Raw genomic sequence first — 24,959 nt, 5'->3', positions numbered from 1 at the left:
CACGCTAGGAATCCGGGCGTGCCGTGACGATCCCGCCACCGCGACGATCAGTGGTACAGCCTGCTGTACTGCCCGGCGTGCCGCGGCGGCCTAGTCTTCTGCGGGGAGGTGGCATGCGGCGGCGGGTGCGCATCGCGGTTGACGCGCTGGAACATCTCGTCGGCGGCCTGGGCACCTCGATCCTGGCCATGGCGGGATTGTTCTGGCTGCTCGCCGTCGTGGTGCTGAGCCTGGTCGGCGTCGGGCTGTTGCTGGTCCCGGGGTCGCTGCGGATCGTGCGCTCGATCGCCGACCGGGAGCGCGGCCGCCTCGCTCGCTGGGGTCCCGGCCTCGTCGGCCCGGTGCCGATACCGGACCGGCCGCTGGCCGCCCTGCGTGATCCGGCTGTCCGCCGCGAGCTGATCTGGGTGCCGGTGCACGCCACGTTCGGCTTCGTGATCGGCCTGTTCGGGCTGTCGCTGCCGCTGTCAGCGGTGCAATCCCTGACGTTCCCGTTCTGGTACCACCTGGTGCCACCCGGCGAGGCCGCCCCCAACATTCCGTTCTGGACGGTCGACTCCCGCGCCGACTCGATCGGCGTGGCGCTGGCCGGAGTGGGCTGGCTGGCCGTGCTGCTCTTCTTCGGTGGCCGGCTCGCCCGGGCGCAGGCCTGGCCGGGTCGTCGTCTGCTGGGCCCGGTGCCCGGCGCAGACCTGAGTCTGCGCGTCGCCGAGCTGACCGCGACCCGGGCCGCGGCTCTCGATGCCCATGCCGCCGAGCTGCGCCGCATCGAGCGCTCGCTGCACGACGGCACACAGAACCGGCTGGTCGCGGTCACCGTGCTGCTGGGCGCGGCGCGGCGAGCGTTCGCCCGCGATCCGGCGACCGGTGTGGAGTTGCTGGATCGGGCACAACAGGCTGCTGAGCAGGCGCTCGGCGAACTCCGTACGGTGGTTCGCGGCATCCTTCCCCCGGTCCTCGACGACCGTGGTCTGGCCGGCGCGCTCGACGGTCTCGTGGCCGGTTGCGCGTTGCCCTGCGGCGTCGCCGTTGACCTGCCGGTTCGCTGTGCGGTGTCGGTCGAGGCCACCGCCTACTTCGTGGTCGCCGAGGCGCTGACCAACGCGGTCCGGCACAGCGGCGCCACGGGCGTGACCGTCTCGGTCCGCATCGACCGGGACACGCTGGTGATCCGGGTCGGTGACGACGGACGGGGCGGCGCCGACGAGAGTGCCGGGACCGGGCTGGCGGGCATCCGGCGCCGGGTCGAGGCGCACGACGGGCGGTTCGCCCTGACCAGCCCACTCGGTGGGCCGACGACGATGGACGTGGAGCTGCCGTGCGGATCGTGATCGCCGAGGACGACGCCCTGCTGCGGGAAGGCCTCGCGCTGTTGTTGCGGGCCGAAGGCCTCGATGTGGTGGCCACCGCCGGCACGCCCGCGGAGTTTCTCGCGGCGGTGAGCGAACACGAACCAGACGTCGCGATCGTCGACGTGCGGATGCCGCCCACGCACACCGACGAAGGCATCGTGGCCGCCCGCGAGGCCCGCGGTCTGCGTCCCGGCCTCGCGGTGCTCGTGCTCTCCGCGTACGTGGAGCAGACCTTCGCCACCGAATTGCTGGCCGGCGGCGCCGAACGGCTCGGTTATCTGCTCAAGGAACGGGTCGGCCGGGTCGAGGAGTTCCTCGCCGCATTGGATCGGGTGGCCGCCGGCGGCACCGCGATCGACCCCGAGGTGGTGGGGCAACTGCTGGCCCGGAGCCGCTCCGACGCCGGGCTGGGCCGGCTCACCCCGCGAGAACGCGAGGTGCTCTCGCTGATGGCCGAAGGGCTCGGCAACACCGCCATCGCGGAGCGCATGGTGGTGACCGACGGCGCGGTGCACAAGAACATCCGCAGCATCTTCGCCAAGCTGGGTCTCGCACCTACCGACCAGGTCGACCGCCGGGTCATCGCGGTCCTGCGTTACCTCGACGACACCGCGCGGCGGTAGCGCCTGCTGTACTGGTGATCGGGCGGCCAGCGGGATGGGTCCCGGCCGCCGGTCTCCATAGCGTTCTCCGTGGGCATCGAAGCCACGACACACGGAGGACAGAACATGACGGTCCGGGTCGAGAAACTCACCCGCACATACGGCGGCGGATCGGCGGCGGTGACCGCCTTGGCCGGCGTCGACGTCACCTTCAGCAGGGGCACCTTCGTGGCGGTGATGGGCCCATCGGGGTCCGGCAAGAGCACGTTGCTGCAGTGCGCCGCGGGCCTCGACCGGCCCGACGCCGGTCAGGTCTGGATCGGCGACATCGAGATCTCCCGGATGGCCGAGGCCAAGCGCACCGAGCTGCGCCGGAACCGGATCGGCTTCATCTTCCAGGCGTTCAACCTGATCGGCGCGCTCACCGTCGAGGAGAACATCGTGCTCCCGCTGCGGCTCGCCGGGGCGAACCCCGACCGCGCCTGGCTGGCCTACGTGGTCGAGCGGATCGGACTGACCGAACGCCTGCGTCACCGGCCCGCGGAACTGTCCGGCGGCCAGCAGCAGCGCGTCGCGATCGCCCGGGCGCTGGCCACCCGGCCCGATGTGATCTTCTGCGACGAACCGACCGGCGCGCTCGACAGCACCACCGCGGCGGAGGTCCTCGGGCTGCTGCGAGCGATGGCCGACGAGCACGGGCAGACGGTCGTCATGGTCACCCACGATCCGGTGGCCGCCTCGTACGCTGACCGCGTCCTGGTCCTCGCGGACGGCCGGATCGTGTCCGACACACCGCAGCTCGGAGTGGCCCGCATCGCCGAGCAGCTCGCCGCCCTGGACCGCCGCGGAGCCCTCCGATGATCAGACTCGCCCTCCGGATGCTCCGGCACCGCCCCGGGTCCGCGCTCGCCACCTTCCTGGCCCTCACCGTCGGCGCGACGATCCTCGTCTCGATGGCCGTCCTGGTCGAGTCCGGGCTGCTCCACCGGCCGGAGCCACGGCACTACGCCGCGGCCGACCTGGTCGTCGCCCGGCCGGAACTCGCCGTGACCGGCAAGGACCTCGACGGCACCACACTGACCAGCCGGGTGGATCTGCCGGAGGGCGGCACCCTCGCGATCGACCTGGCGCAGCGTTTGCGGCGGGTGCCGGGCGTGACGGCTGCCGTCGCCGACCGGGCCATCCCACTGTTCACCCCGGCCGGCCCGGCCACCGGCCACGGCTGGGACAGTGCCGCGCTGGCACCGTACCGCCTCGTCGATGGGCGAGCGCCGCAGCGGGACGACGAGGTCGTGCTCGACGCGGGCACCGCCGCCGGAGCAGCTCCCGGTACCCGTACCGAAATGGTGATCGGCGGGGTCGCCGCGAGCTATCGGATCAGCGGCATCGTGGAAGCCACCGCGCCCCGGGTGTTCTTCACCGAAGGCCGTGCGACGGCGCTTGCCCCGCGCCCGGATCGTGTCGATGCCATCGGTCTCACGCTGGCGCCCGGGGCCGACCGCGGCGCGGTGGACCGGCTGGCTGCCGAGGCCGGCACCGAGGTGTACGCCGGCGCAGCCCGGGGCCGGCTCGAACGCACCGGCGACACGGTGGCCGCCGGCCTGCTCGTGCAGATCGGCGCCTCGTTCGGCGGCTACGTCGTGATGCTGGTCGTCTTCGTGGTGGCCGGCACGGTCGGCCTCTCCGTGCGCCATCGCCGCCGCGATTTCGCCCTGCTGCGTGCCATCGCCGCCACACCGGCCCAGGTCCGCCGGATGGTGATGGCCGAAGCGGCGCTGATCGGCGTCGCCGGTGTCGCCTCCGGTGTGCCGGCCGGCCTGTTCGCCACCCGCTGGGTACAGCGCGAACTCACCGCCCGCGCCTTCCTGCCGGACGGTTTCCCGCTGGCGCCCGGTCTGCTCTCGGCAGCGGGTGTCGCCCTGACCACGATCCTGGTCGCCGTGCTGGCGGCCCTGGTCGCAGCGCGCCGGGTCACCGGGATCCGCCCGGTTGAGGCACTCGGAGAGGTCGCCGTCGAACCCGGCGGCCGCAGCCGGGTGCGGCTGATCAGCGGCCTGGTCGTCTTCGCCGGCGCGGCCGGCTCCAGCACCGTCACGGTCGGCGCCGGCGGACAGGTCGCGCTCGCCGGGGCGATCGGCATGCTCTATCTGTACGTGATGACGGTCGCGTTGCTGGCCCCCTGGATCAACCGGGCGGCGACCCGCCTGCTCCAGCCACTGCTGTCGCGGATCTGGGGGGCAGGGGGACACCTGGCCGTCGCCAATCTGCGGGCCAACGCCCGTGGAACGGCCACCGTGCTGACCGGACTCGTGCTCGCGGTCGGTTTCGGGGGCTCGGTCTGGTTCCTTCAGGACAACATCGAGCGCAGTGCTGTCGTCCAGGCCCGGGACGGCATGCTCGCCTCCTGGGCGCTGAGCTCGCCCGCCGGGCTGGCACCCACGACGGCGGCGAAGGCCCGGGAACTGCCGGGCGTACAGGCGGTCAGCGCGGTCCGGCGTACGTCCGTCGTGGTCAAGATCTTCGGTGGGGAGGCGGAGACCGTACCGGTGATGGCGGTGGACGACGTGTCCGCATTCGATCTGGGCGTCGACGAGGGCAGCATGGCGGACCTGCGCGGCCCCGCGATGGCCGTCTCCGCGATCCGCGCCGGAAGTCAGGGCTGGCACCTCGGCGAGGAGGTGGCACTCTGGCTGGGCGATGGCACCCCGGTCACCCTGCGGGTCGCGGCGATCTACGAGCGGGGACTCGGCTTCGGCGACATCGTGCTGCCCCGCGACGTGGTGACCGGCCACACCGCCGGCGACACCGACGACGAGGTGCTCGTGACGCTCGCGCCCGGCGCCGTCGTCGATCCACGCCTGGCCACCCTCGGTCCGGCGGCCACTCTGGTCGACACCGGCCGGCGCACCGGCCGGCTCGCCGCCGACCTCACCCTGTCCGCCTGGCTCAACAAGATGCTCGTCGGCGTGATGGTCGGCTACGCCGTGCTCGCGGTGGCCAACACCATGGTGATGGCCGCCCTGGCTCGCCGCCGCGAGCTGGCGCTGTTGCGCATCGTCGGGGTGACACCCCGGCAAGCCCGCCGGATGGTGCGCGCCGAACAGGCCGGCCTGCTCGGCGTGGCCCTGGTGATCGGCGGGACCATCGCCGCCCTCACGCTCGTCGCGGTGGTCCACGCCCTGACCGGCGACCTCGTCCCGTACGTTCCGCCGCTGGGCCTGGCCGTCGTGGTCGGCGGCACCGCACTGCTGGCGCTGACCACGACGATCCTCCCGATCGGCTACCTGCTGCGGACGCCGCCGCTGGAACACCTGGGTGTCAAGGAGTAGGCCCGTCGTCGGCGCCATCGAGATCGGTCGGCTCGAGCGGCCAGGGACGCATCGCCCACCCTTTCGGCCGCGTCAGCGGATCGCCGACGCGGCCGGTATTGGTGCGGTGCCGTTCAGTTCTTGCCCGTTTTGGGGTTCTCGGTCTGTGCGGCGTACCCCTTCTCGGCCTTGGCGACGGCCTCGGCGGTGAGGTTGATACCGCCCGCGACCTTGATCATCTGTTCCTTGGTCAGGCCGGTACTGGCGTCGAACTGGACGGTGAGGTAGACGTGGGGCGACTGGACTACGAAGACCTGGGTCGCTTCCACGGTGGGTCCCTCCTCTGCGGTGCCCTCGTCGGTGTGGATGTAACGCAGCGCGGCCGGCTTGCCGTCGATCGTCAGTTCTTCGTCACCATCGGGCTCGACCGTGAAGTCCTTGTTCTGCAGATAGACCGCGATCTTGCCGGTGTAGACCGTGGGATCGGACAGGTACGGCTTGGCTGAGTCGGGAGTCTTGGCCTGCTCCGGCGCGATGACCAGCTCGTACTCGTTCTGGCTCTGGATGAAGAACCCCTGCGGCACCGTGTCGATGGTGAACAGGCGGGGCTGCTCTCCGGTGTAACTGACGAGTTCGACACTGGCGGACGCGCCGTTCCCACTCTGGGCCGCGGCGGGCGGCTTGTCGGCGGGCCCGCCGACAAGCCCAGGTCCCAGTGACAACGCGGCCGCGACGGCCGCGACGCTGAATGCCGACCCGGCGGCCACCCGGACGACCCGGTTGCGCCGGGCGGCGTGGCGTCCGCGAGCCAGGTCGTCCTCGATGACGCCGGCCGGTGTCTCGTCAGCGGGACCGGCCAGGTGCTGCAGGCGGCTGTGAAGATCCATCATCGGATGAGTTCCTGTTCCTTGGATCGGGCGTTGGGGGCAGGCGGGTTACGTGGTGCTGCGGGCTGGTTCAGCGCCACTCGCAGCTTGTCGAGAGCTCGGGCGGTCTGACTCTTGACCGTTCCGGTCGAGCAGCCCAGGGCCGCCGCTGTCTCGGCGACGTCCAGCTCGTGGAAGAAGCGCAAGATGATCGCGGCGCGCATCCGACGCGGCAACTGACCCAGCGCGCGGGACAGCTCCGGATCCAGGTCGGCCGGTGCCGCCTGCGGGTCGGCGCGGTCCGGTAGCCGGTTCGACGGGCGCTCGAATCGCCACCACGATCGACGGCGTTCCCTGAGGAAGGCGTTGACCAGCACCCGGCGCAGGTAGCCGTCCGGGTTGTCCGCCCGCCGGAACGCCGCCCAGGAGACGTAGAGCTTGGTCAGCGCCGTCTGCACGAGATCTTCCGCGAGGTGCGGATCGCCGGCCGTCAGCAGCCGAGCGGTCTGCAGCAGCCACTTACGCCGATCGGCCACGAATTCGTGGAACTGCTCGTCGCGCTCGGACCTGCCCGAGCCGCTGTCCTCTTTCACACCCACCCTGACCCCTTCGCACGGCCCGAGGTTGCATGAGGCCGAGACCTGCCGAAAAAGATCAGCGGAGCCTAGAACTCACCGCTGTCCGCGGCTGCGGGTTGCCGGCTGCCCGTGCCGTCGAATCTGCCGCGGCTCCCGCGGGACGGTGGACAACAAGCTGAGCGCAGCGCGGAAGTCATCTCGGGCTCCGCAGCGGCAGAGGCCAGGATCGACCGGAGAGCGGTCAGGTCGGCGATTCGTGCAGCACGAGTGCTTGTTCCGGACCTTGGCTCCGCGAAGCCTGAACACTTCTCTGGCCGATTGGCAATGGCAGGTTGGAAGCGCGGATCTCGCCGAGGAGGGCCATGGCGTCGGATGCGGATTTGATAGGCCGGTCGCTGAACGGCGATGTCGACGCCTTCGTGGAGGTGGTTGGTCGTCATGAGGTCGCCGTCGGTTCGTACCTCGCTCGCCGTGTGGGTCGCGACGCGGCGGAGGACCTGTTGGGCGAAGTCTGGGTCGCCGCGTTCGAGTCGCGGCGATCGTACGACCGGTCGTACGACGACGCGCGACCGTGGCTGTACGGGGTGGCGTTGAACCGCTTGCGTCGCTTCTGGCGGTCCCAGCCGCCTGAGGACCTGGTCGAGGACGTGACGGAGCTGGTCAGCGGATGGGATCCGTGGTCGGCGGTGGACCTCGGCATGGACGCCCAGGCAGTACTCGCGTCGGCTTTGATGCGGCTCAAGCCGGAGGAACGGGAAGTCCTGAGGCTCGTCGCCTGGGAGGACCTGACCGCAGCCGACGCCGCCCGGGCGCTCGGCATGCCGGCCGGCACCGCACGGCGGCTGCTGAGTCAAGCCAGAGCGGCTCTACGCGAGGCGCCAGGGGTGTCCGCGCTTCTGAAGGAACGCAACAGCGCGAAGGAGAAACACCGATGACCGACGAGCTCGATCTGGTCGGTGAGTTGGGCCGCGCAGAACCACTGCGCCCGGAGGCCTATCAGCGGGCGCGGGCGGTGCTGTGCGCGGCGATGGCCGATCCCGGAACCGTGCGGTTGCTGGGCGCGACATCAGCGGAGGAAACGACTATGGAGACGAATTCGACCATGGAAACGACGACAACCACCCGGCATCACGAGTCCAGCCCGGCGATCGGGCGCGGCCGTCGGCTGGGCCTGGCGGGCCGGCTCGGCATCGGCGCCGGCGTGGCGGCGGCCGCCGCCGCAGCGGTCGTCGCTGTGGTGCTCAACTCGTCGGCGACGGGAGGCGTGACGGCCGCCGGCGATCCGTCGGCTGCCGCCTCGGGCGCAGTCGCCGCCGACGGGTCCGCCGAACGCGCGCCGCTGATGACTCTGGCCGGGTCCATCAAGACCCTCGCCCCCTCGGGGGGTGACGCCTGGCTGGTGAAAGCGACTCAGGTCAACGGCAAGAAGACCATGCAGGTCGTCTACACGCTGTACACCGACGATCACGCGATCTACACCGGCAACAGCGTGAAGGACATCAAGCTGGCGATCACCGCTCGACAGGACCAAATGAAGGACGGCGGGTACGCCCCCCTTCTCCAGGCGGCGGCCGCCGCGGCGGACAGCGACCCGGCCGACGGCCGGACCCAGATGCTCAAGGCAGCGAAAGATCCGCTGGTCGGCCTCGACCCCGCAGCGCAGAAGGCGGAGTGGGACAAACAGCAGGCGGCCGCCCAGGTGATCATCAAGCAGAAGGGTGGCACCGCCAAGCCGAAGCCGTACAGCCCGCAGGCCGTCCAGCAGCACCTCGACAACGCCCTGTGGACGTACAGCACCGAGGCGCTGTCCGCCGGAGAGGGCGACACGCAGGTCCGCGCCGGTGTGCTGCGCCTGCTGTCCACGATCGCCGCGGTCGACGTCAAGAAGTCGGCCACTGACGGCAAAGCCACGCTGACGATCACCGCCGGCCCGGAGGTGTTCGGTGGCGAGGGAAGCCAGGTGCTGACCGTCGACGCCACGACCGGCATGCTGGTCAAGAGCGTCTCCACCGTGCCGGGCCTTCCCCAGGCCACCACGACCTATGAATCCTCCCGGGTGACGCACGCCGACCTGTAGACGGCGATCTGCCGTTTGCGGATCGGAAGGTTAGGGGTTGGAGTCCTTCGGGCACACTTCAGAAAAGCCGTGACCTGCTGAAACAGGGGTCGCGGCCTTTCTCGTTCCCATCTTGGATCGGGAACTGCTGGCGTACCTTCTCCGGGTACGCCGCGACCGGGCAAAACCTGCATGCCGGGTCAGCCCGGTTCTGGACCTCGTCGTCGAGCACCTGCCGGATGACCTCGCGGCGGTGTTCTCCGGGTTCGGCGAGGTGTTGCTGCAGACGCGTCGGGCGATCGCCCTGTTCGGCGACTACAGCGGGCCGACGGGTCGTCGCGTCACCTGGTCGATCGCCGGTGGCGGGACCCGTTGGCGCGCAGACGCCATCTCGTCGAGGTCGGCCCCGCGTACGGGCGTCTGCGGCGCTACCGGCACGCCGAGCTGGGCGTGCTCACGCTGCATCGCCAGCTGCTCGTGGATCCGGTGGAGCGCCAGCTGCTGCTGGTCTTCACCGCGGTTCCGGCTCGGTCACCGACGAGAAGCTCCGGCGGCTGTAGCCCGGCTCACACCGCATCAGTGTTGCTTCGAATTCGAAGCGTGCTACGTTGAACGTGCTTCGAGTTCGAAGCAACCTCTCGGAAGGGTAGTCCCGCCATGAAGGCAGTGCGTTTCCACGAGTACGGCAACCCCGACGTCCTGCGTTACGAGGACGTGGACCAGCCGGTCCCGGGCACCGGGGAGGTGCGGGTCCGGGTGGCGGCGACGTCGTTCAACCCGGTCGAGGGCAACATCCGGGCCGGACGCATGCAGGGCCCGATCCCGGTAGCCCTGCCGCACACCCCGGGCATCGACATCGCCGGCACGGTCGACGCTCTCGGTGACGGCGTTACCGGCCTCGCGGTCGGTGACCAGGTCATCGGCGCCTTGCCGCTGACCAGTACCGGCGCCGCCGCCGAGTACGTCATCGCCCCGGCCGCGATCCTGGCGGCGGCGCCCACGAGCGTCCCGCTGACCGACGCCGCCGGGCTGCCGCTGGTCGGTCTCACCGCGTGGCAGGCGCTGTTCGAGCACGCGAACCTGACCGCGGGCCAGCGGGTGCTGATCAACGGTGCGGGCGGCGTCGTCGGTGGTTACGCCGTCCAGCTGGCCAAGAACGCCGGTGCGTACGTGATCGCCACCACCGGCCCGAGCAGCGCCGAGCAGGCCAAGACCGCGGGCGCCGACGAGGTCCACGGCCCGGGCCTGCCCGAACTGGCCGACCAGGTCGACGTGGTGCTCAACCTGGCGCCGGTCGACCCGCAGCAGCTGGCCGCCACCGCAGGCCTGATCCGCGACGGCGGCGTCGCCGTGAACACGACGGTTTGGATGCCCGCCCCCGCCGACGAGGCCCGCGGCGTGCGCGGCATCAACCTCTTCTTCCACCCCGACGCCGGACAGCTCGCCCAGCTGGTGACGCTGCTCGACTCCGGTGCGCTGCGCCTCGGCCCGACCCGGCGGGTGCCGCTGGCCGACCTGGCGCGGGTGCACACCGAGACGCTCACCGCGCCGATCACCGGCAAGGTCGTCGTCCTCGCCCCCACCTCCCGATAGGAAGCGATCTCCCCGCGACTCTCCGGATGGTCGCCGCCCTGCGCCGATGCGTCGACCGTCATCCTGATCTCCTGCGGGACGATCCAGCCCTGGTCAGACCTCGACCGCCGCTCAGGCACCTCCAGCCGGCTGCCAGCCGGCGGTCGTGAGGTCCGGTAGGCGGCCCACGACCACGCCGGCGAACCGCGCCGGGTCGTAGAGCTCCTGCGCGACGTCGGCTATCCCTTCCGGGGTGACCTCGCGCAGCTGGTCCGGGAATGACTGGAGCCATCCGGGCTCCACGGAAAGCCGCCGTACGGGCGGTTGGTGACGTTGAGCCGGTCTCCTTCTTGCCGGCAGCCCCTGCCGGGTGGGCGTCGCCGCCCACCCGGCACGACCGTGATCAGCAGCCCTTGTAGACCGTCATGCTGGCCGAGACGGCGATGGTGCCCGCACCCGCGGCAACGGTCGCGACGGTCAGCGGGGTGAGGGCCGGCGCGTCCGGCGTCTCCATCGCGGCGAGCTCCTCCGCGGTGACGTATTAGGTGTAGCCGGAGATGAGCGACTTGGTGGTGTCCATGGTGGTCCCTTTCGTGATGGGGTGTGGTGGTGCGGAATTGTTCGGTGGTCAGATGACGCGGATGAGTCGGACGGCCTCGTCGAGCGGAACGCCGGGGAATTCCTGGCGGAGCGCCCGGATCGCCTTCGTCTCGCCCTCGGTGTCCCGGATCGCCCGGAACCGGTCCTGATCCACGGCGTCCCGGAAGTCGTTGAAAGATCCGAAACGGGCGCGGAATGACTGGCGCCGATTTTTCAGTACTGCTTCGGTGAAGGCGTACCCGCCAAGCAGAACCACCCCGGCGACGACTGCTGCTATAGCGGCCATGAGATCTCCTTAACCAACTGTTTCGCTTCTGCCCGGTGCCCGTGCTGCCGCCGGCTCAGGCGACCTGACTGACAGCCATTCATTATCGAATCGGGTCGACGGTCACGGGGAGACGGCATCGACCCCAGGGGAGAGCGGGTCAGCAGCCCTTGGCCGCCGTCACGCTGACCGCTCCGCCGATGCCGGCGCCGTAGGCCCAGGTGGAGGCGGCGATGAAGGACAGCACCGGCGACGCGGCCGGTGCCTCCTCGAACAGCTCGGAAGCGATCTCCTGGGTGCTGGTGTAGGCCGTGTGTGGACCGGGCGCGCAGCGTCCTGTCCGACATCACTGGCCGGTGCAAGGTGGAGTTGTTCAGCGCTCACCCGGGCATCCCCTCGGAGCAGGCGATGGCCGCGTCCTTCCCGCACGACATGGGCATCCTGTCCCGCGGTGTGCGGATGCGGGGGATCTACCAGCACATCCGGTCCGGGTGCATCCCAAGACGCGCGAATTCCTGGATCGCCTCACCGTTCCGGAAACTTTGGCCGGGAGCCGGCCGGCCTGGCACGGAGCACATGACGACACGCTGACCGTGGTGCACAGCGCCGCACAAAGGGACGGCCCGGGTGGGAGCTGCGTCTCCCGCCCGGGCCGTGCTGAGGAGTAAGGATCAGGGGAGGTTGATCGGGCGCAGGACCCGGTCGATGCCGTGCGCGATCTGCTTGTTGCCCTTGTTGATGTCGAAGCGGTTGATGCGCGGGTTGCGGTCGCTGCGGTCGGCGTCGATCAGCGAGATCCGCTTGTGCCAGCGCGGCCCGTACACGTTGACCTTGATCGTCGAACCCGCCGCGGTGGCCAGCTTGGCGTTGTCCGACTTCAGCGCCGCCTTCTTGGTGATCGTGGCGCCCGGCACCACGTGGTACAGCAGCACCGCCTCGACGGTGTCGATGCCCAGGCCGGCAACCGCGGTGAACGCCTTCTTCTCACCCGGCAGCCGCTTGGCCTTGGTGATGTCCTTGACCAGCAGCTGGAACGCCCGGTCGTTGGGCAGGAACGCGGTGACCGGCGTCTTGCCGTCGGCCAGCACCGCGACCTTGCTGCCCGGCTTGGCCTTGAGAACCGCCTTCACCGCGGCCGTCAGGATGTCGTAGTCGTGGCCGTTGTGGTCGAAGCCGCTCTTGTCCGCGGTCAGCACCGCGGCGAGCGACTTGGTCTTGAGCGGCTTCTTGCCGGCGGCCTGCGCGGGCGCGGCGCCCAGAGCGGAGGCGACGATCGCGGCGGTGGCGACAGCGGCGGCCTGCTTGCCGAGACGGCTGAACCTCATCTTCGAGCCTCTTTCCGATCGGTACGGGCGGTGGCTCCGACAGCCACCAACCCGTACTTCGCTCGCTCCCGATCGGATGGATGCACTTCTTTTCGCGAACTCGTGAGGCGCCCCCGAGCCGGTCCGTTCAGTTCAGCATCGGCTCCTCCATGAGGTCGCGGGCGGCCAGGCCGCCGACGGTGCTGCCGTCGGCGAGCCGCAGGGTCAGCGAGGTGCTGTTGGTGTTCGACTCCTCGAGTCCCTCCGGGTACCAGGCGGCGAAGTAGCCGTCGCTCACCGTCGCCCGGATCGCCGGCCCGGACGTCCCGTCCTGGTGCCGGACGGTGACCTCGACGGCCTTCACCTGGGTGCCGAGACGGCCGGCCATCAGCCGCGCGTATCCCTCCTCGGTGTGCAGCTGGGGCCAGGCGTACAGCTCGATGCCCCGGGTGCCGAGCAGGGCGGCGTCGACCGGTGAGGCCAGGACGCTGGTGTCGTGCACCCGGCCGTCGTGGTCCCGGAAGCAGGTGATGCTGCCGTCGGCGGTGCGGACGTTGACGTACGCGTACTCCCCGCGCCGCTCGCCGATCGCGACCTGAGCACTCTGCGTGCCGGCGGGGACGCAGCGGGCCGCGATGCTCTGCGCCTCGCTGGCGGGCAGCGGGCTCGGGTCGTTGGTCCAGGAGGCGTACGCGCCGTCCGCGCCGACGGCGTTGACGGTGAACACCGCGGCGGCGGCCAGCACGAGTGCCGCCCCGGCCAGGGCCAGTCGCGGGCGCCGGGTCCGCGCGGTCATCGTGACCGGCGCGGCCGGGGTGGTCGGGTCGGTGCGCACGATGTCGTCGAGGAGTTGCTGCGCGAGCGGTTGCCGGCCGCGCGGGGCCACCGGTTCGGCCGCGTTGCGCAGGATCTGGTCGAGATCGCGGTGCGAGGTCATGCGGAGACTCCTGCTGCGGTGCTGGGCTGGGCCGGTGGCGGGGTTTCGGACATCCGGGCGTCGAGGTCGAGGTGCGGGCGTAACAGCTGGTGCAGCCGGCGGCGGGCCCGGAGCAGCCGCAGACTGAACGCCGGCCGGGAGATGTTCAGCAGCCGGGCCGCCTGGGTTCCGGTCAGGCCCTCGAAGACGGTGAGCGTGAGCACCTCCTGGTCCTTCACGGACAGGCGGTGCCAGGCCCGGACCAGGTCGACCCGGGCGGCCACCCCGTCGGCCTCGGCGTGCCCCGGATCGTCCGGCTCGCGCAGGATCCGCAGCGTGAGGTTCTGCTGCCGCTGCTCACTGCGCTGCCGGTTGCGCAACACGTGGTAGGCGGCGGTGAACAGCCAGGCGCGGGCATCACTCAGCGGGCCGGGCACGTCGTCGAAGCGGCGCCACGCGGTGAGGAACACCTCGGCGACCACGTCGTCGGCGACCGCGGGGTGGGTGCGGCGTTCGACGAAACAGAGCAGGTCGTCGTACGCCGCCTCGAACAGCTCGCGATAAGCGGTCTCGGCGTCCGAGGGTGGTCGTCTCATACTTCCCTCATGTCCGGCCGCGCCGGTGCTGCTACATGTGGTCTGCGTCGCTCACCGAGGAATCCGTTGAGCACCGGTGCCAGCGGGCGCTCGATGAAGCGGTGCACCGCCCAGGCTATGCCGAGCAGAGCCAGGACGACCCCGGCGATGACCGTCCCGGCACCCCATCCGGTCGCTTCCGACACGGTACGGATCAGGCTGTACCCGGCCCGCTGATGGAGCAGGTAGAACGGGTACGTCAGCGCGCCGGCCGTGGCCAGCCCGGGCAGCCGGAGCCGGTCGGTGGCGCCGAGCGCGACGGCGAGCAGAAGCAGGAACACGGCGGTGAGCGTGGCATAGGCGGGCCAGGCCGGCACCGCGAAACCCGGGTCGAGGTCCAGCACCCGGCCGTGCACCCGGTGCAGACCGAGCAGCCAGCAGGCGAGCAGCAGGCCCCACAGCCACGGGTCCCGCCGATCGCGGCGGAGCAGGAACATCGTCATCCCGGCGATGAAGTACGGCGCGAAGTCCGGCATCACGACCTGGGCCAGCGCGGCGCCCGGGAAGGCGGGCAGCACCACCGCCGTCAGCAGCCAACCGGTGGCGAAGAGCTTCACCCGCCGGTCGGTGAGCCCGCCGCCGATCAGGCACGCGACGATCAGGTAGAAGCGCAGCTCGTACCAGAGCGTCCAGTAGACGGTGTCGACCAGCGGCGTGTTCAGCGGCTCCGCCAGCATGGTCAGATTGATCAGTACGTCGTCCGGGCCGGGCAGCCGGGCGAACGGCAGCCCGCCGTCGATCGGCAGGAGCGTGGCCACCACGCTGGTGACCAGCACGCACGCCCAGAACGCCGGGTAGAGCCGGGCGGCGCGGGACGCGGCGAACCCGCGGACCGTGCGTCCCCAGCCGCTCATCAGGATGACGAAGCCGCTGATCAGGAAGAAGGTCTCCACCCCGAGGAACCCGTAGATCAGCACCGGCGCGGCGTCCGGGAGGTGGTGGGCCGGGGGATGGATGCCGTCCAGCCGCCAGGAGCAGCCGAAGTGATAGCCGGCCACGGCCAGTGCGCACAGCAGCCGCAAGCCGTCCAACGCCGACAGTCGCGATGCCCGCCGGGCCGGCGCGCCGATCCGCGGCACCGGGGTGGCCGGTCGTTCACGGGTGGTCGAGGTCATCGGCCGCTCCCTGTGGTCCGGGATGCCGGGTGCATCCGGGACGTACATGTGCGGCACCGCCCCGGGTTGCTACATCCCGTGAGGTGATTCAACGGCGACGAGGCGCGCCGAAGCCCTCCCCCGAGCCCGGCAGGACCCGGCGCAGTCGCTGAGGGGCAACGCGGGCGACCGCGGTCTCCTAGGATGCGTCTACTTCGATCTTCGGGTCCCGAAGGTCTTTCCGGGTTGGTTCGAAAGGAACCCGTTGACGCACTCTCTTCTTCGCTGGGCGCTGGCCGGGACGACTGCCGCCGTGGCGTCGTCCGTGCTGGCCGCCCCGGCCCTCGCGGCCACCGGCCCGGTCCTGCTCGCCGGAGCGCCCCAGGAACTCAGCGCGGCGCTGGGCGATGACTTCGAGGTCACCCTGTCGGTGACCAACACCGGCGCCACGGCGCTGCGCGGTGTCGGCGTCACGCTGTACACCGATCGGGGCTTCGAGCCCACCGAGCAGTTCTCCAACTGCTACTACAACAGCCAGGGAACGCCGACCTCCTGCACCTTCGACGAGTCGCTGGAACCGGGCAAGAGCTACCGGGTCGTCCTGCCGTACCAGGTCCGCGCGGACACCTACGCGCCCGGCCGGCTGAGCGGCCAGTTCGCCTGGCAGACCGGCGGCGGGCCCGGCGCGGGCACCGCGGGCACCGGCGGCGTACTCCCACTGCACGAGGGCGACCGGGCCGGCGAGAGCGAGAGCGGCTCGCTCCAGACCGTCGACGTCGCGGTGACCGGCACGAACGGCGTGGACCTGGTGGCGATCGGCGACGCGGTCTCCGGCGCGGCCGGCGATCAGGTGCAGGCCACGGTCGGCGTGCGCAACGACGGCCCGGCGTCGCTCGACGCGTCCGGGGGCGGCAGCTCGCTCGCCGACGTCGAGGTGACACTCCCGGCCGGCACCTCGGTGGTCAGCGCTCCGGGTTGCCGCCGTGGCGACGCCGCGCACTACTCCTGTTCGGCGCCGCTCCGCTTCCCGGCCGGTACGACGTCCACCTGGACCTTCACCCTGGAGATCGACAAGGTGGTGCCGGACGCGCAGGGCACGGTCGAGGTGAACCCCCCTTGCCAGTGCGTCCGCGTCGCCGACCGGAACGATGCCAACGACACGGCGCTGCTGGTGGCGAACCCGGCCACGGGCGACACCGATCAGACCAAGCCGGTGATCGCGAACACCGGCCTCCTCGACGGTCAGCTGGCTCCCGCGCACCTCGTCTTCCACCCGGCGGCCTCGGACAACGTCGGCGTCACCGAGCTGACGGCGACCGTCAACGGCTCGCTCGAGGCGACCTGCATCCGGGAGACCGGCTGCCAGGTGTCACTGGCGGGTCTGCGCAACGACACCGACGCCACGGTCACGGTGCGGGCCACCGACGCCGCGGGCAACGTCGCTGAGAAGTCGGTCAAGGTGCACGTCGACAACGTGCTGCCGACCGCGGGCTTCTCGCCGGCGGCCGGCTCATCGGTGCGCAGCGGACCGACCACGATCACCCTGACCGATGTGCCCGGCGACGTCTGGCGCGTCGAGGTGATCGACGGCGGGAAGCGCACGTCGCTGCCGGACGCGCCGTGGGCCTACACGTGGAACGCAGCTCCCGGTGCGGCCTTCCCGCGGTTCGTCCTCCAGGACCTGGCCGGCAACACCACCACGCTCACGACCGACTATGTCCTGGACGACCGGGCGCCGGTCATCGAGCAGGTGGACTTCGTCGGCTTGTACTCGACGATCCGGCTGGACACCGGCACGGGCTGGGTCGGCGCGGTCAGCATCCTGAAGCCGACGGTCCAGAGCGACTCGCCGGTCGCCCGGACCGAGTGGACGGTCGACGGCGTTCTGAAGTCGAACGCCCCAGCTTTCTCCTGGGACGCGCGGACCATCACCGCTGCGACCGCGACCGTGCAGCTGCAGGTCTGGGACACGGCGGGCAATACGGCGATCAAGTCGTTCCGGGTGGGCATCGACAAGACCGGTCCCCTGATGACCGTCACGCCCGGGCCGAACGCGCTCATCCGGGGCAGTTCGTACGTCACCTCGGTCAAGGCGTGGGACGAGCACGGCGTCGCGGTCGCCAGTCTGAAGGGCACGAGCGGCACGGCGACTTCGGTACGGGTGGCGGCCGGCAAGGACGGCGCCCGGACGATCACCTGGCTCTCCGTCGACAAGCTGGGCAACGAGGCGAGCCTGACCCGAACGGTGATCGTCGACAACACCGCCCCCGCGCTCACCATCACCAAGGCGCCGAAGAACAAGTCGAAGCTGACCAGGAGCGTGACCGTCAAGGCCTCGGCGAGCGACCGGAACCGCGTCGCCAAGGTGCAGCTGCTGGTCAACGGCAAGGTGGTGGCCACCGACACGAGGGCCGGCTACGCGTTCACGCTGAACCCGAAGAAGTACGGCAAGAAGTTCACCGTGCGGCTGCGGGCCTACGACAAGGCGGGCAACGTCAAGTACAGCCCGACCCGCACCTACCGGCGCTAGGTGACGACGGACACCCTGATCAGTTCTCGTCGCTGATCAGGGTGTCCTGGGAACGGCCGGCGCGGCCGGTTCGTCGCGGGGCGGGGCGGGTCAGGTGGTGGTGAGCGCGGCGGCGCCGAAGGAGACCGAGAAGCGTTTGCACCAGATGGTGACGCTGCGGAAGTCGGCCGGGTCGACGCCGGGCGGGATCGGGTAGACCTGGTCGCCGTGGTTGCCCTTGAGCCGGCCGAGTTCGCGGTGCTTGCCGTCGGCGAACACGTGCCAGCCGTCGGCGCCCTCCCGGACCGGCTGGTCGGAGAGCCAGACCCGCAGGTCCGGGCCGTCGCTGGTGTCCAGGCCGACCAGCTCCAGCTGGTGACTGCCGTCGGGCTTGCGGACCACCCGGGCGGCGCCGGTGGTGTCGTGCTCGTGGGTGGTGAACGACCCCTGCGCCACCACGACGGCGACGGCCGGAGCCGCGGCCGAGGGGGCGGCGGCGACCGAGGCGTCGGCGGAGGCGGGGGCTGAGGGTGGGGCGACGACGGCCAGGGTGTCCGTCACGGTCGTGTCGGTGACCAGCCGCCACGGCTGGAACCAGTACAGCGCTCCGGCGCTGAGCAGCGCGACGACGATCCAGGTGGCCGGCTTGGTGAGCAGTCCGCGAATCACGGTTCTCAGTCAACCGAGGGCCGGCCGGGTGCGACAGACCCGCGGTGCTTACGAACCGCTTACCACGGGAACCGGCGACCGAGCGGGGCAGCCGGGGGACATCGGCGTACGTCAGAATCTTGTCGTGTACGAGCGAGTTCTGGCCCGGGTCCGCGGCCTGCCACCCCCAGCAGTCGACGCCGGTCTCATGGTGATCGCGCTGATCGCCCAGCTCGCGCCGTTCCTCTCCGGCGATCGGCACTGGCCGCTCCCGGCCTACGCGATCGCCGTCGCCGTCTCGGTGCCGGTGATCTGGCGGCGGCGGGCGCCGTTCCTGGTGCTGCTGGTCACCGAGATCGCCGCGGCCGGCTACGACCTGGCGCCGGGTGGCCCGCGGCAGCCGCTCTGGTACGGCGCGCTGATCGCCATGTTCACCGTGGCCGCGCAGGCGCCGCGCTGGCAGCGGATCACCGCCATCGTGATCATCGGCTGGGGTGCGTTCCTGCTGACCGGCTCGATCGAGACGGCGGCCCGCGGACTGCTGCTCTGGACCACCGCCTACGTGGCCGGCCGGGCCTGGGCGAACCGCCAGGAGGAGGTCCGCACGCTGCAGGAACGGGCCCGGCACCTGGAGCGGGAACGGGAGCTGGAGGCCGAGCGGGAGCGGTCCCGGATCGCCCGGGACATGCACGACATCCTGGCCCACGCGGTGAGCATCACGATCGCCCAGGCGGAGGCCGGCCCGGTGCTGATGAAGCAGGGGCCGGCCCGTACCGAGGAGGCTTTCGACGCGATCGCCGCGGCCGGCCGCGAGGCGATGGCCCAGCTGCGCCGGATCCTCGGCGTCTTGGACGCCGGCGGCGAGGGCGCCCGCGCGCCGCAGCCGACACTCGCCGAGATCCCCGCCCTGGTCGACAGCGTGTCCCGGGCCGGTACGCCGGTCACCCTGACCGTTCTCGGTCAGCCCGGCGAGGTGACGCCGGACGCCGAGGTCGCCGCCTACCGGATCGTCCAGGAGGCGCTGACCAACGTGCTCAAGCACGCGCGGGCCCGGACCGTGGCGGTGACCCTGGACTGGCGCGTCGACCCGCTGGTGATCACGGTGACCGACGACGGCCGCGGTCCGCAGCGGACCGGCGGGCACGGGCACGGGCTGATCGGCATCCGGGAGCGCGCGGCGTCCTGCGGCGGCTCCGCGACGACCGGCCCGGCGCCCGGCGGCCGGGGATTCGAGGTCCGGGCGAGCCTGCCCGGCAAGGCTGTGGAGGTGGCCCGATGAGCATCCGGATCGTGGTCGCGGATGATCAGGAACTGGTCCGCGGCGCCTTCGCGATGATCCTGGACAACGAGCCGGACATGACCGTGGTGGCCGAGGCGGCGGACGGCGCCGAGGCGGTCGCCGCGGTCCGCGAGCACGCCCCGAACGTGCTGGTGCTCGACATCCGGATGCCCGGGATGGACGGCATCGAGGCGACCCGGCGGCTGCGCGACGAGCCGGTGCGCGTGCTCATGCTGACCACTTTCGGGCAGGACGACTACGTCTATGACGCGCTCCGAGCCGGCGCGAGCGGCTTCCTGCTCAAGGATGTGCGCCGCGCCGAGCTGGTGCACGCGGTCCGGGTGGTGGCGGCCGGCGAGTCGCTGCTGGCCCCGGCGGTCACCACCCGGCTGATCGAGACCGCGGTCCGCCGGCAGCCGGCGCCGGCCACCGCCGGCTGGACCGGGCTGGACCGGCTCACCCCGCGCGAGCACGAGGCGCTGCGGCTGCTCGGCCGCGGCCTGACCAACGCCGAGATGGCGGCCACCCTGGTGGTCAGCGAGCACACGGTGAAAACCCACGTCAGCAGCGTGCTGGCCAAGCTCGGGCTGCGCGACCGGGCGCAGGCCGTGGTGGCCGCTTACGAGTCCGGTCTGGTCGTCGCCGGGGAGCCGTCTCCCTCTGCGGAGTGAGATCGGAACCGCTCGCGGCGGCGATTCGCTCGCGCCCGGATTCATCGATGCTCATTACGTGATCGCACGCAGCCTCCGCATCCTGATCCTGGCGCTGGTCGCCGTCGCGCTGACCGGCGTCCCGGCCGGCGCGGCCCTCCCGGCGCCGCCGATCCCCGCCGACCTGACCACCACCGACGTCCAGATCACCACCAAAACCGGACAGACGCTTGACGGTACGGTCATCGCGCCCCGCACCGCCGCCGCCCCGCTACCCGGCCTGGTGCTGGTCCACGGCTCGGGCAACAGCACGCGGAGCAGCGTCACCCCGGAGGCGATCGCCTTCGCCCGGCAGGGCATCGCGGTCCTCACCTACGACAAGCGCCGGCTCGACCAGCCGGACTACTCGCTGCTCGCCGACGACGTGGTGGCCGCGGCCGGCGTCCTGCGGCGGCACCCCGGGGTACGGCCGGACGCGGTCGGCCTGTGGGGGATCAGTGAGGGCGGCTGGGTCATGCCGATCGCCGCCGGCCGGTCGCCGGACATCGCCTTCCTGGTCCTGGCCTCGGCACCGGGTCTCACCCCGCTGCGCGTGCAGAACTGGAACATGCGCAACAAGCTGGCCGCCGCCGGTGTCTCCGGCGCGCTCCGGGACACCCTGTCCAACCGGTTCTACCGGCTGGCCGACGACGCCGGCCTGTTCGCCGAGGCCGGGCACGACCCGCGGCCGGCGCTGTCCGGGGTGACCCAGCCGGTCCTGGCCGTCTACGGCGCCGCGGACACCCAGGTGCCGCCCGCGGAGAGCGCCGCCGTGCTGCGGCAGACGGTCCGCGCCCCGCTCACCGTCCGGTTCCTCCCGGGCGCCGGGCACACCCTGCGCGTCCTGGACGACAGCGGGATGTACACCGCCCAGCTGGTCCCGTCCTATCCGGACCTGGTCGGCGAGTGGGTGCGCGCGGTCGGCGCCGGCCGGGTCCCGGCGCCGCGGATCGACCCGTCCCCGGCGCAGCAGGCGACCAGTGTCGCGCTGGCCCGGTCGGCGTGGTGGGAGTCCTGGCCGGTCCAGCTCGGCGCGCTGGCCGTGCTGCTGCTGGGCTTCCTGTCGTACCCGGTGGTGGCGCTGGTCCGGCGGATCCGGCGCCGTCCGGTCCCGGTGGCCCGCCCGGCCCGGCTGCTCGCCGTCGTCGGCCCGGTCGCGGTGCTCGGCTTCGTGGGTTACTTCGTCACGGTCGCCGACAGCGCGAACTGGAAGGGCATCTCGCCCGGCCCGATGCTGGCCGGCCGGCCGGTCCTCTGGCTGGCGCTGCAGGCCGTCGCGCTGATCACGGTGATCTGCACGGCGCTGACCGTCCACGCGTGGCGCACCTCGGCGGCCGACCGCCCGCGGCAGAGCCTGCTGATCGCGGCCGGCGCCCTCTTCCTCCCCTGGGCCCTGTACTGGGGCCTCCTCCTGCCCTGAAAGGCACCGTCATGCGTATCCGCCGCACCGTCCTGACCGGCCTGCTCCTGGCCCTCGGCCCGCTCACCGCCTGCGACGAGCACCAGCAGACCGAGACCCGTTCGTACGACCTGACCGACCGGGCCGACGCGGTGACCGTCAGCAGCCTGGGCGGCACGATCATCGTCACGGCCGGCACCGGCGACACGGTGCGGGTCGTCGAGACCCTCGTCTACGCCGGCGCGAAGCCGTCCCCGGAGCACCGGGTGGTCGGCACCGACCTCACCTTCACCTCGGGCTGCCAGGGGCACCGGGGCACCTGCGGCGTCGACTACCGCATCGAGGTGCCGGCCCGGTTCCGGGCCACGCTGGACAGCGACGGCGGCGCGGTCTCGGTCACCGGCCTGTCCGGCGAGCTGACCGTCAGCTCCGGCGGCGGCGCGGTCAACGGCAGCGATCTCGGCCCGGTCACCGCGCGGACCGGCGGCGGCGCGGTCCAGCTCGCCTTCGCGGAGGCGCCCGCGTCGGTGCGGGTGGAGAGCGGCGGTGGCGACGTCACGCTCCGGCTGCCGGACGACAGCTACCGCGTCGAGGCGCACGGTGGTGGCGGCACGACCAGCATCGGCGTCCCGTCCGACGCCGCCGCGACGCACCGGATCGGGGTCGACTCCGGTGGCGGCGACATCGTGCTCACGCCGGCTGCGTCGTGACGCCCCCCGTATCGCTGTCGCGTTGATCTATGATCCGCGGAAATTGATGAACATTCTGTCAACGGGGGATCGATGTCCAGGAATTGGTTGACCAGAGCCGGCGTGGCGCTGCTCGCCACCACCGCGGCTGTCGGGGTGTCCGCCGCACCCGCGCAAGCCGCCAGCACCGGATATGTGTACGTGGGCGCGCCCATCGAGCCGGGCGATCCGGTCAACGTCGTCTTCAAGGCCGGCTCCGGGAAGCGGAACGCGGTCGTGGTCACCCGGTCCGGCCGGACGGTCACCATCGACGACCGGGTCACCGTGCGGGCCGGCAAGGGCTGCAAGCCGGTCAAGCGGGACAAGACCAAGGTCCGCTGCACGGTGAAGGCCGAGATCGGCTCGGTCAACGTGAGCCTGGGCTCGGGCAACGACAAGGTCACCAATCGGAGCAACCTGTCGCTGCTCGCCACCGGCGGCTCCGGCTCGGACGCCCTGATCGGCGGCTCCGGGCAGGACTACCTGTTCGGCGGCACCGGCGCGGACCGCCTCCACGGCCTGGCCGGCAACGACTACCTGTACGGCGAGACCGGCGCCGACCTGCTGGTCGGCGGCACCGGCAACGACAACCTGACCGGCGGCCGGGGCAACGACCGGGAGTACGGCGAGGCCGGCAACGACAGCCACGCGCAGGGCAAGGAGGAGGCCGGGGCGGACGCCGACCTGATCTCCGGTGGCGCCGGGACCGACCAGATCTCCTACTACGCCCGGACCAAGCCGATCACCGCGGACTCCGACGGGGTCACCGGCGACGACGGCCGCGCGGGCGAGGGCGACACCATCCTCAGCGCCGAGACCATCATCGGCGGCCTCGGCGACGACCACCTCTACGGCACCGGCGGTCCGGACACCCTCTCCGGCCTGGCCGGCAACGACACGATCGTCGGCAACGGCGGGGACGACTCACTCCAGGACTACGCCGGCGTCAACAAGCTCTACGGCGGCGACGGCAACGACGTGCTGGAGTCCGGTTCCGGCGCCGACCTGCTGCTCGGCGGGGCCGGCGTGGACACCGTCGACTACCGGTGGCGGTTCGAGCCGGTGACCGTGGACCTGGACGACGCGACCGGCGACGACGGGCGGCCGGGCGAGCGGGACACCGTCGCCGAGATCGAGAACATCCGCGGCAGCCAGGCCGCTGACGTGCTGACCGGCAACGACGGGGCCAACAAGCTGGACGGCGGCGACGGCGACGACGTGATCCGCGGCGGGGCCGGCGACGACGTGCTGCTCGGTGGCGAGAGCGACGGCGTCGACCAGCTCTACGGCGAGGCCGGCGACGACTACCTGGACGGCGCCCAGGACGGGAAGATCGACGCCCTGGACGGCGGCGACAACGGCCCGGCCGGCGACCGCTGCCTGCCCAACAGCGAGGGCGACAAGCTGGTGAACTGCGAGCGCTAGACCACGCGAGCGCGAAGGACCGCCCCGGTTGCCGGGCGGTCCTTCGTTGTTTCCGATCCGAGAAACGCTACGCTGGGCGGGCCGGAGGCGTACGGAAGGAGATCTTCGATGCCGGGAGGCAGGCTCACCCAGCAGGAGCGTCAGCAGATCGCGCTGGGGGTGGCCGACGGGCTGGCCTATGCGGAGATCGCCCGGCGGCTCGACCGGCCCACCTCGACGGTCACCCGCGAGGTGATGCGCAACGGCGGACCCACCGGCTACCGCGCCGACCTGGCGCACCGGGCCACCGAGCGCCGCGCCCACCAGCGGCGCCGGGCCGTCCCGCGCGGCCCGGAGACCCGGCTGACCGCGCACGGCCGCGACCCGGAGGCGGTGCGCGAGTTCGAGGAGGCGCTCACCACGAACATGATGGCCTCCGGCCTGCCGAAGATGATGGCTCGCCTGCTGACCTGCCTCTACACCACCGACGCGGGCAGCCTCACCGCCGCCGAGCTGGTCCAGCACCTGCAGGTCAGCAAGGCGTCGGTGTCCAAGGCGGTGACCGTGCTGGAGAGCCTGGGCCTGATCCGCCGGGAGCGGGACGAGCGGCGCCGCGAGCGGTACGTCGTCGACAACGCCGCGCTCTACCAGTCGATGATCGCCAGCGCCCGGGCCAACGCGGAGCTGGCCCGGATCGCCCGGGAGGGCGTCCAGGTCCTCGGCGCCGGCACCCCGGCCGCCGACCGGCTGGAGAATGTCGCCCGGTTCGTCGACTTCGTCGCGGAGGCCATCATCCGCGCCGCCGAGCAGGCCCGCGAGGTGCTCGGCCCGACGCCGCCCGCGAGCGGGTGACCTCGGGGCCTCCGGGACTCGTGGGACGGGAGCACAATGCAGGCGTGACGAGTGAGACGCTGGTCGGCCGGATCGGCACGGTGATCACCGCGATCCGCGGCGGCGAGCGCGCCGGGGAGATCCGTCTCCTGGTCGGCGGCCTGCCGCACTACTACCTCGCGTACTCGCTGGTGCCCCTGCCGATCGGGGCAGAGGCGCTCGTCATCCACAACCGTGGCGCGCGCCAGGTCGACGTCGAGCCATGGCCCACTGTGCCGCCGGACGGGATCGCCCGCGGCGTCGACGAAGGGCTGTAGAAGTGTT

Annotated in this window: 24 protein-coding genes; 15 read left to right on the top strand and 9 right to left on the bottom strand. The window is 71.7% G+C overall.

Annotation, left to right across the window (positions count from 1 at the left end; translation table 11 throughout):
• The first annotated feature begins 113 nt into the window (after positions 1–113).
• The 4 genes from BJY16_RS07220 (at position 114) to BJY16_RS07205 (ending at position 5,283) form a co-directional block, all read left to right on the top strand.
• Entirely contained in the window at positions 114–1,331 is a 1,218-nt protein-coding gene (locus tag BJY16_RS07220; protein WP_185038323.1) for a sensor histidine kinase, read from the top strand.
• Positions 1,319–1,975: a response regulator transcription factor gene (locus BJY16_RS07215; protein WP_185038322.1), complete on the top strand. Its 657-nt coding sequence runs from the start codon at positions 1,319–1,321 to the stop codon at positions 1,973–1,975. Before BJY16_RS07220 ends, BJY16_RS07215 begins: the two co-directional genes overlap by 13 nt.
• Positions 1,976–2,080: 105 nt before the next feature.
• Entirely contained in the window at positions 2,081–2,815 is a 735-nt protein-coding gene (locus tag BJY16_RS07210) for an ABC transporter ATP-binding protein (protein WP_185038321.1), read from the top strand.
• A complete protein-coding gene (locus BJY16_RS07205; RefSeq protein ID WP_185038320.1) occupies positions 2,812–5,283 on the top strand; it encodes an ABC transporter permease in 2,472 nt (823 codons plus the stop codon). The genes BJY16_RS07210 and BJY16_RS07205 overlap by 4 nt, the downstream gene beginning before the upstream one ends.
• Before the next feature lie 113 nt (positions 5,284–5,396).
• Here BJY16_RS07205 and BJY16_RS07200 read toward each other — a convergent pair whose 3' ends face one another.
• Positions 5,397–6,152, bottom strand: a complete 756-nt coding sequence (locus BJY16_RS07200) for a hypothetical protein (protein ID WP_185038319.1) — start codon at positions 6,150–6,152, stop codon at positions 5,397–5,399.
• Entirely contained in the window at positions 6,149–6,727 is a 579-nt protein-coding gene (locus BJY16_RS07195) for a SigE family RNA polymerase sigma factor (RefSeq protein WP_307835728.1), read from the bottom strand. Before BJY16_RS07195 ends, BJY16_RS07200 begins: the two co-directional genes overlap by 4 nt.
• A 341-nt stretch (positions 6,728–7,068) precedes the next feature.
• Between BJY16_RS07195 and BJY16_RS07190 the strand changes: the two genes are divergently transcribed.
• The 3 genes from BJY16_RS07190 to BJY16_RS07180 all read left to right on the top strand — a co-directional run bounded on the left by BJY16_RS07190 (position 7,069) and on the right by BJY16_RS07180 (position 10,355).
• Complete coding sequence (locus BJY16_RS07190) at positions 7,069–7,641, top strand: RNA polymerase sigma factor (RefSeq protein ID WP_185038318.1); 573 nt, start codon at positions 7,069–7,071, stop codon at positions 7,639–7,641.
• Positions 7,638–8,783 carry a hypothetical protein gene (locus tag BJY16_RS07185; RefSeq protein WP_185038317.1) on the top strand — a complete coding sequence of 382 codons (1,146 nt, stop codon included), beginning with the start codon at positions 7,638–7,640 and terminating at the stop codon, positions 8,781–8,783. The genes BJY16_RS07190 and BJY16_RS07185 overlap by 4 nt, the downstream gene beginning before the upstream one ends.
• 636 nt (positions 8,784–9,419) lie before the next feature.
• A complete protein-coding gene (locus BJY16_RS07180; protein ID WP_185038316.1) occupies positions 9,420–10,355 on the top strand; it encodes an NADP-dependent oxidoreductase in 936 nt (311 codons plus the stop codon).
• A 111-nt stretch (positions 10,356–10,466) separates the two neighbouring features.
• On the opposite strand, the gene BJY16_RS07175 is transcribed toward BJY16_RS07180, so the two are convergent.
• The 6 genes from BJY16_RS07175 to BJY16_RS07150 form a co-directional block, all read right to left on the bottom strand.
• Positions 10,467–10,637, bottom strand: coding sequence for a hypothetical protein (locus BJY16_RS07175; protein WP_185038315.1), 171 nt, complete (start codon positions 10,635–10,637; stop codon positions 10,467–10,469).
• A gap of 325 nt (positions 10,638–10,962) precedes the next feature.
• Positions 10,963–11,220 carry a hypothetical protein gene (locus BJY16_RS07170; protein WP_185038314.1) on the bottom strand — a complete coding sequence of 86 codons (258 nt, stop codon included), beginning with the start codon at positions 11,218–11,220 and terminating at the stop codon, positions 10,963–10,965.
• 650 nt (positions 11,221–11,870) lie between these two features.
• Positions 11,871–12,524, bottom strand: coding sequence for a fasciclin domain-containing protein (locus BJY16_RS07165; protein WP_185038313.1), 654 nt, complete (start codon positions 12,522–12,524; stop codon positions 11,871–11,873).
• A 127-nt stretch (positions 12,525–12,651) separates the two neighbouring features.
• The gene (locus BJY16_RS07160) at positions 12,652–13,440 is read right to left on the bottom strand and encodes a hypothetical protein (RefSeq protein ID WP_185038312.1); all 789 of its coding nucleotides are present in this window, start codon (positions 13,438–13,440) and stop codon (positions 12,652–12,654) included.
• Positions 13,437–14,015, bottom strand: coding sequence for an RNA polymerase sigma factor (locus tag BJY16_RS07155; protein WP_185038311.1), 579 nt, complete (start codon positions 14,013–14,015; stop codon positions 13,437–13,439). Before BJY16_RS07155 ends, BJY16_RS07160 begins: the two co-directional genes overlap by 4 nt.
• Positions 14,012–15,169 (bottom strand): acyltransferase family protein, encoded by a 1,158-nt coding sequence (locus BJY16_RS07150; RefSeq protein ID WP_185038310.1) that lies wholly within the window; start codon positions 15,167–15,169, stop codon positions 14,012–14,014. Before BJY16_RS07150 ends, BJY16_RS07155 begins: the two co-directional genes overlap by 4 nt.
• 244 nt (positions 15,170–15,413) lie before the next feature.
• On the opposite strand from BJY16_RS07150, the gene BJY16_RS07145 reads away from it, so the two are divergent.
• Positions 15,414–17,678: an Ig-like domain-containing protein gene (locus BJY16_RS07145; RefSeq protein ID WP_185038309.1), complete on the top strand. Its 2,265-nt coding sequence runs from the start codon at positions 15,414–15,416 to the stop codon at positions 17,676–17,678.
• A gap of 90 nt (positions 17,679–17,768) precedes the next feature.
• Here the strand turns inward: BJY16_RS07145 and BJY16_RS07140 are convergent, their stop codons facing one another.
• Positions 17,769–18,326: a DM13 domain-containing protein gene (locus BJY16_RS07140; protein WP_185038308.1), complete on the bottom strand. Its 558-nt coding sequence runs from the start codon at positions 18,324–18,326 to the stop codon at positions 17,769–17,771.
• 124 nt (positions 18,327–18,450) lie between these two features.
• Between BJY16_RS07140 and BJY16_RS07135 the strand changes: the two genes are divergently transcribed.
• The 7 genes from BJY16_RS07135 to BJY16_RS07105 all read left to right on the top strand — a co-directional run bounded on the left by BJY16_RS07135 (position 18,451) and on the right by BJY16_RS07105 (position 24,952).
• Positions 18,451–19,584 (top strand): sensor histidine kinase, encoded by a 1,134-nt coding sequence (locus tag BJY16_RS07135; protein ID WP_239177417.1) that lies wholly within the window; start codon positions 18,451–18,453, stop codon positions 19,582–19,584.
• Positions 19,581–20,255: a response regulator gene (locus BJY16_RS07130; protein ID WP_185038307.1), complete on the top strand. Its 675-nt coding sequence runs from the start codon at positions 19,581–19,583 to the stop codon at positions 20,253–20,255. The genes BJY16_RS07135 and BJY16_RS07130 overlap by 4 nt, the downstream gene beginning before the upstream one ends.
• 58 nt (positions 20,256–20,313) lie before the next feature.
• On the top strand, positions 20,314–21,693 hold the full coding sequence (locus tag BJY16_RS07125) for an alpha/beta hydrolase family protein (protein WP_185038306.1): 1,380 nt from the start codon (positions 20,314–20,316) through the stop codon (positions 21,691–21,693).
• Positions 21,694–21,704: 11 nt separating this feature from the next.
• Positions 21,705–22,382, top strand: coding sequence for a DUF4097 family beta strand repeat-containing protein (locus BJY16_RS07120; RefSeq protein ID WP_185038305.1), 678 nt, complete (start codon positions 21,705–21,707; stop codon positions 22,380–22,382).
• Between the two features lie 72 nt (positions 22,383–22,454).
• Positions 22,455–23,825: a calcium-binding protein gene (locus BJY16_RS07115; protein ID WP_185038304.1), complete on the top strand. Its 1,371-nt coding sequence runs from the start codon at positions 22,455–22,457 to the stop codon at positions 23,823–23,825.
• 108 nt (positions 23,826–23,933) lie between these two features.
• Positions 23,934–24,656, top strand: coding sequence for a GbsR/MarR family transcriptional regulator (locus tag BJY16_RS07110; protein WP_185038303.1), 723 nt, complete (start codon positions 23,934–23,936; stop codon positions 24,654–24,656).
• 44 nt (positions 24,657–24,700) lie between these two features.
• Entirely contained in the window at positions 24,701–24,952 is a 252-nt protein-coding gene (locus tag BJY16_RS07105; RefSeq protein ID WP_185038302.1) for an NfeD C-terminal domain-containing protein, read from the top strand.
• Positions 24,953–24,959: the final 7 nt, after the last annotated feature.

The organism is Actinoplanes octamycinicus (assembly GCF_014205225.1).
In the GTDB taxonomy this organism is placed as follows: domain Bacteria; phylum Actinomycetota; class Actinomycetes; order Mycobacteriales; family Micromonosporaceae; genus Actinoplanes; species Actinoplanes octamycinicus.
This window is presented reverse-complemented; position numbering and strand designations above follow the sequence as displayed.

Excerpts from the sequence above, each read along its gene's own strand:
- BJY16_RS07115 (WP_185038304.1), top strand. The coding sequence starts at position 22,455 with ATGTCCAGGAATTGGTTGACCAGAGCCGGCGTGGCGCTGCTCGCCACC.
- BJY16_RS07200 (WP_185038319.1), bottom strand. The coding sequence starts at position 6,152 with ATGATGGATCTTCACAGCCGCCTGCAGCACCTGGCCGGTCCCGCTGAC.
- BJY16_RS07205 (WP_185038320.1), top strand. The coding sequence starts at position 2,812 with ATGATCAGACTCGCCCTCCGGATGCTCCGGCACCGCCCCGGGTCCGCG.
- BJY16_RS07170 (WP_185038314.1), bottom strand. The coding sequence starts at position 11,220 with ATGGCCGCTATAGCAGCAGTCGTCGCCGGGGTGGTTCTGCTTGGCGGG.
- BJY16_RS07180 (WP_185038316.1), top strand. The coding sequence starts at position 9,420 with ATGAAGGCAGTGCGTTTCCACGAGTACGGCAACCCCGACGTCCTGCGT.
- BJY16_RS07160 (WP_185038312.1), bottom strand. The coding sequence starts at position 13,440 with ATGACCTCGCACCGCGATCTCGACCAGATCCTGCGCAACGCGGCCGAA.
- BJY16_RS07165 (WP_185038313.1), bottom strand. The coding sequence starts at position 12,524 with ATGAGGTTCAGCCGTCTCGGCAAGCAGGCCGCCGCTGTCGCCACCGCC.
- BJY16_RS07185 (WP_185038317.1), top strand. The coding sequence starts at position 7,638 with ATGACCGACGAGCTCGATCTGGTCGGTGAGTTGGGCCGCGCAGAACCA.
- BJY16_RS07130 (WP_185038307.1), top strand. The coding sequence starts at position 19,581 with ATGAGCATCCGGATCGTGGTCGCGGATGATCAGGAACTGGTCCGCGGC.
- BJY16_RS07220 (WP_185038323.1), top strand. The coding sequence starts at position 114 with ATGCGGCGGCGGGTGCGCATCGCGGTTGACGCGCTGGAACATCTCGTC.
- BJY16_RS07120 (WP_185038305.1), top strand. The coding sequence starts at position 21,705 with ATGCGTATCCGCCGCACCGTCCTGACCGGCCTGCTCCTGGCCCTCGGC.
- BJY16_RS07155 (WP_185038311.1), bottom strand. The coding sequence starts at position 14,015 with ATGAGACGACCACCCTCGGACGCCGAGACCGCTTATCGCGAGCTGTTC.
- BJY16_RS07210 (WP_185038321.1), top strand. The coding sequence starts at position 2,081 with ATGACGGTCCGGGTCGAGAAACTCACCCGCACATACGGCGGCGGATCG.
- BJY16_RS07110 (WP_185038303.1), top strand. The coding sequence starts at position 23,934 with ATGCCGGGAGGCAGGCTCACCCAGCAGGAGCGTCAGCAGATCGCGCTG.
- BJY16_RS07150 (WP_185038310.1), bottom strand. The coding sequence starts at position 15,169 with ATGACCTCGACCACCCGTGAACGACCGGCCACCCCGGTGCCGCGGATC.
- BJY16_RS07190 (WP_185038318.1), top strand. The coding sequence starts at position 7,069 with ATGGCGTCGGATGCGGATTTGATAGGCCGGTCGCTGAACGGCGATGTC.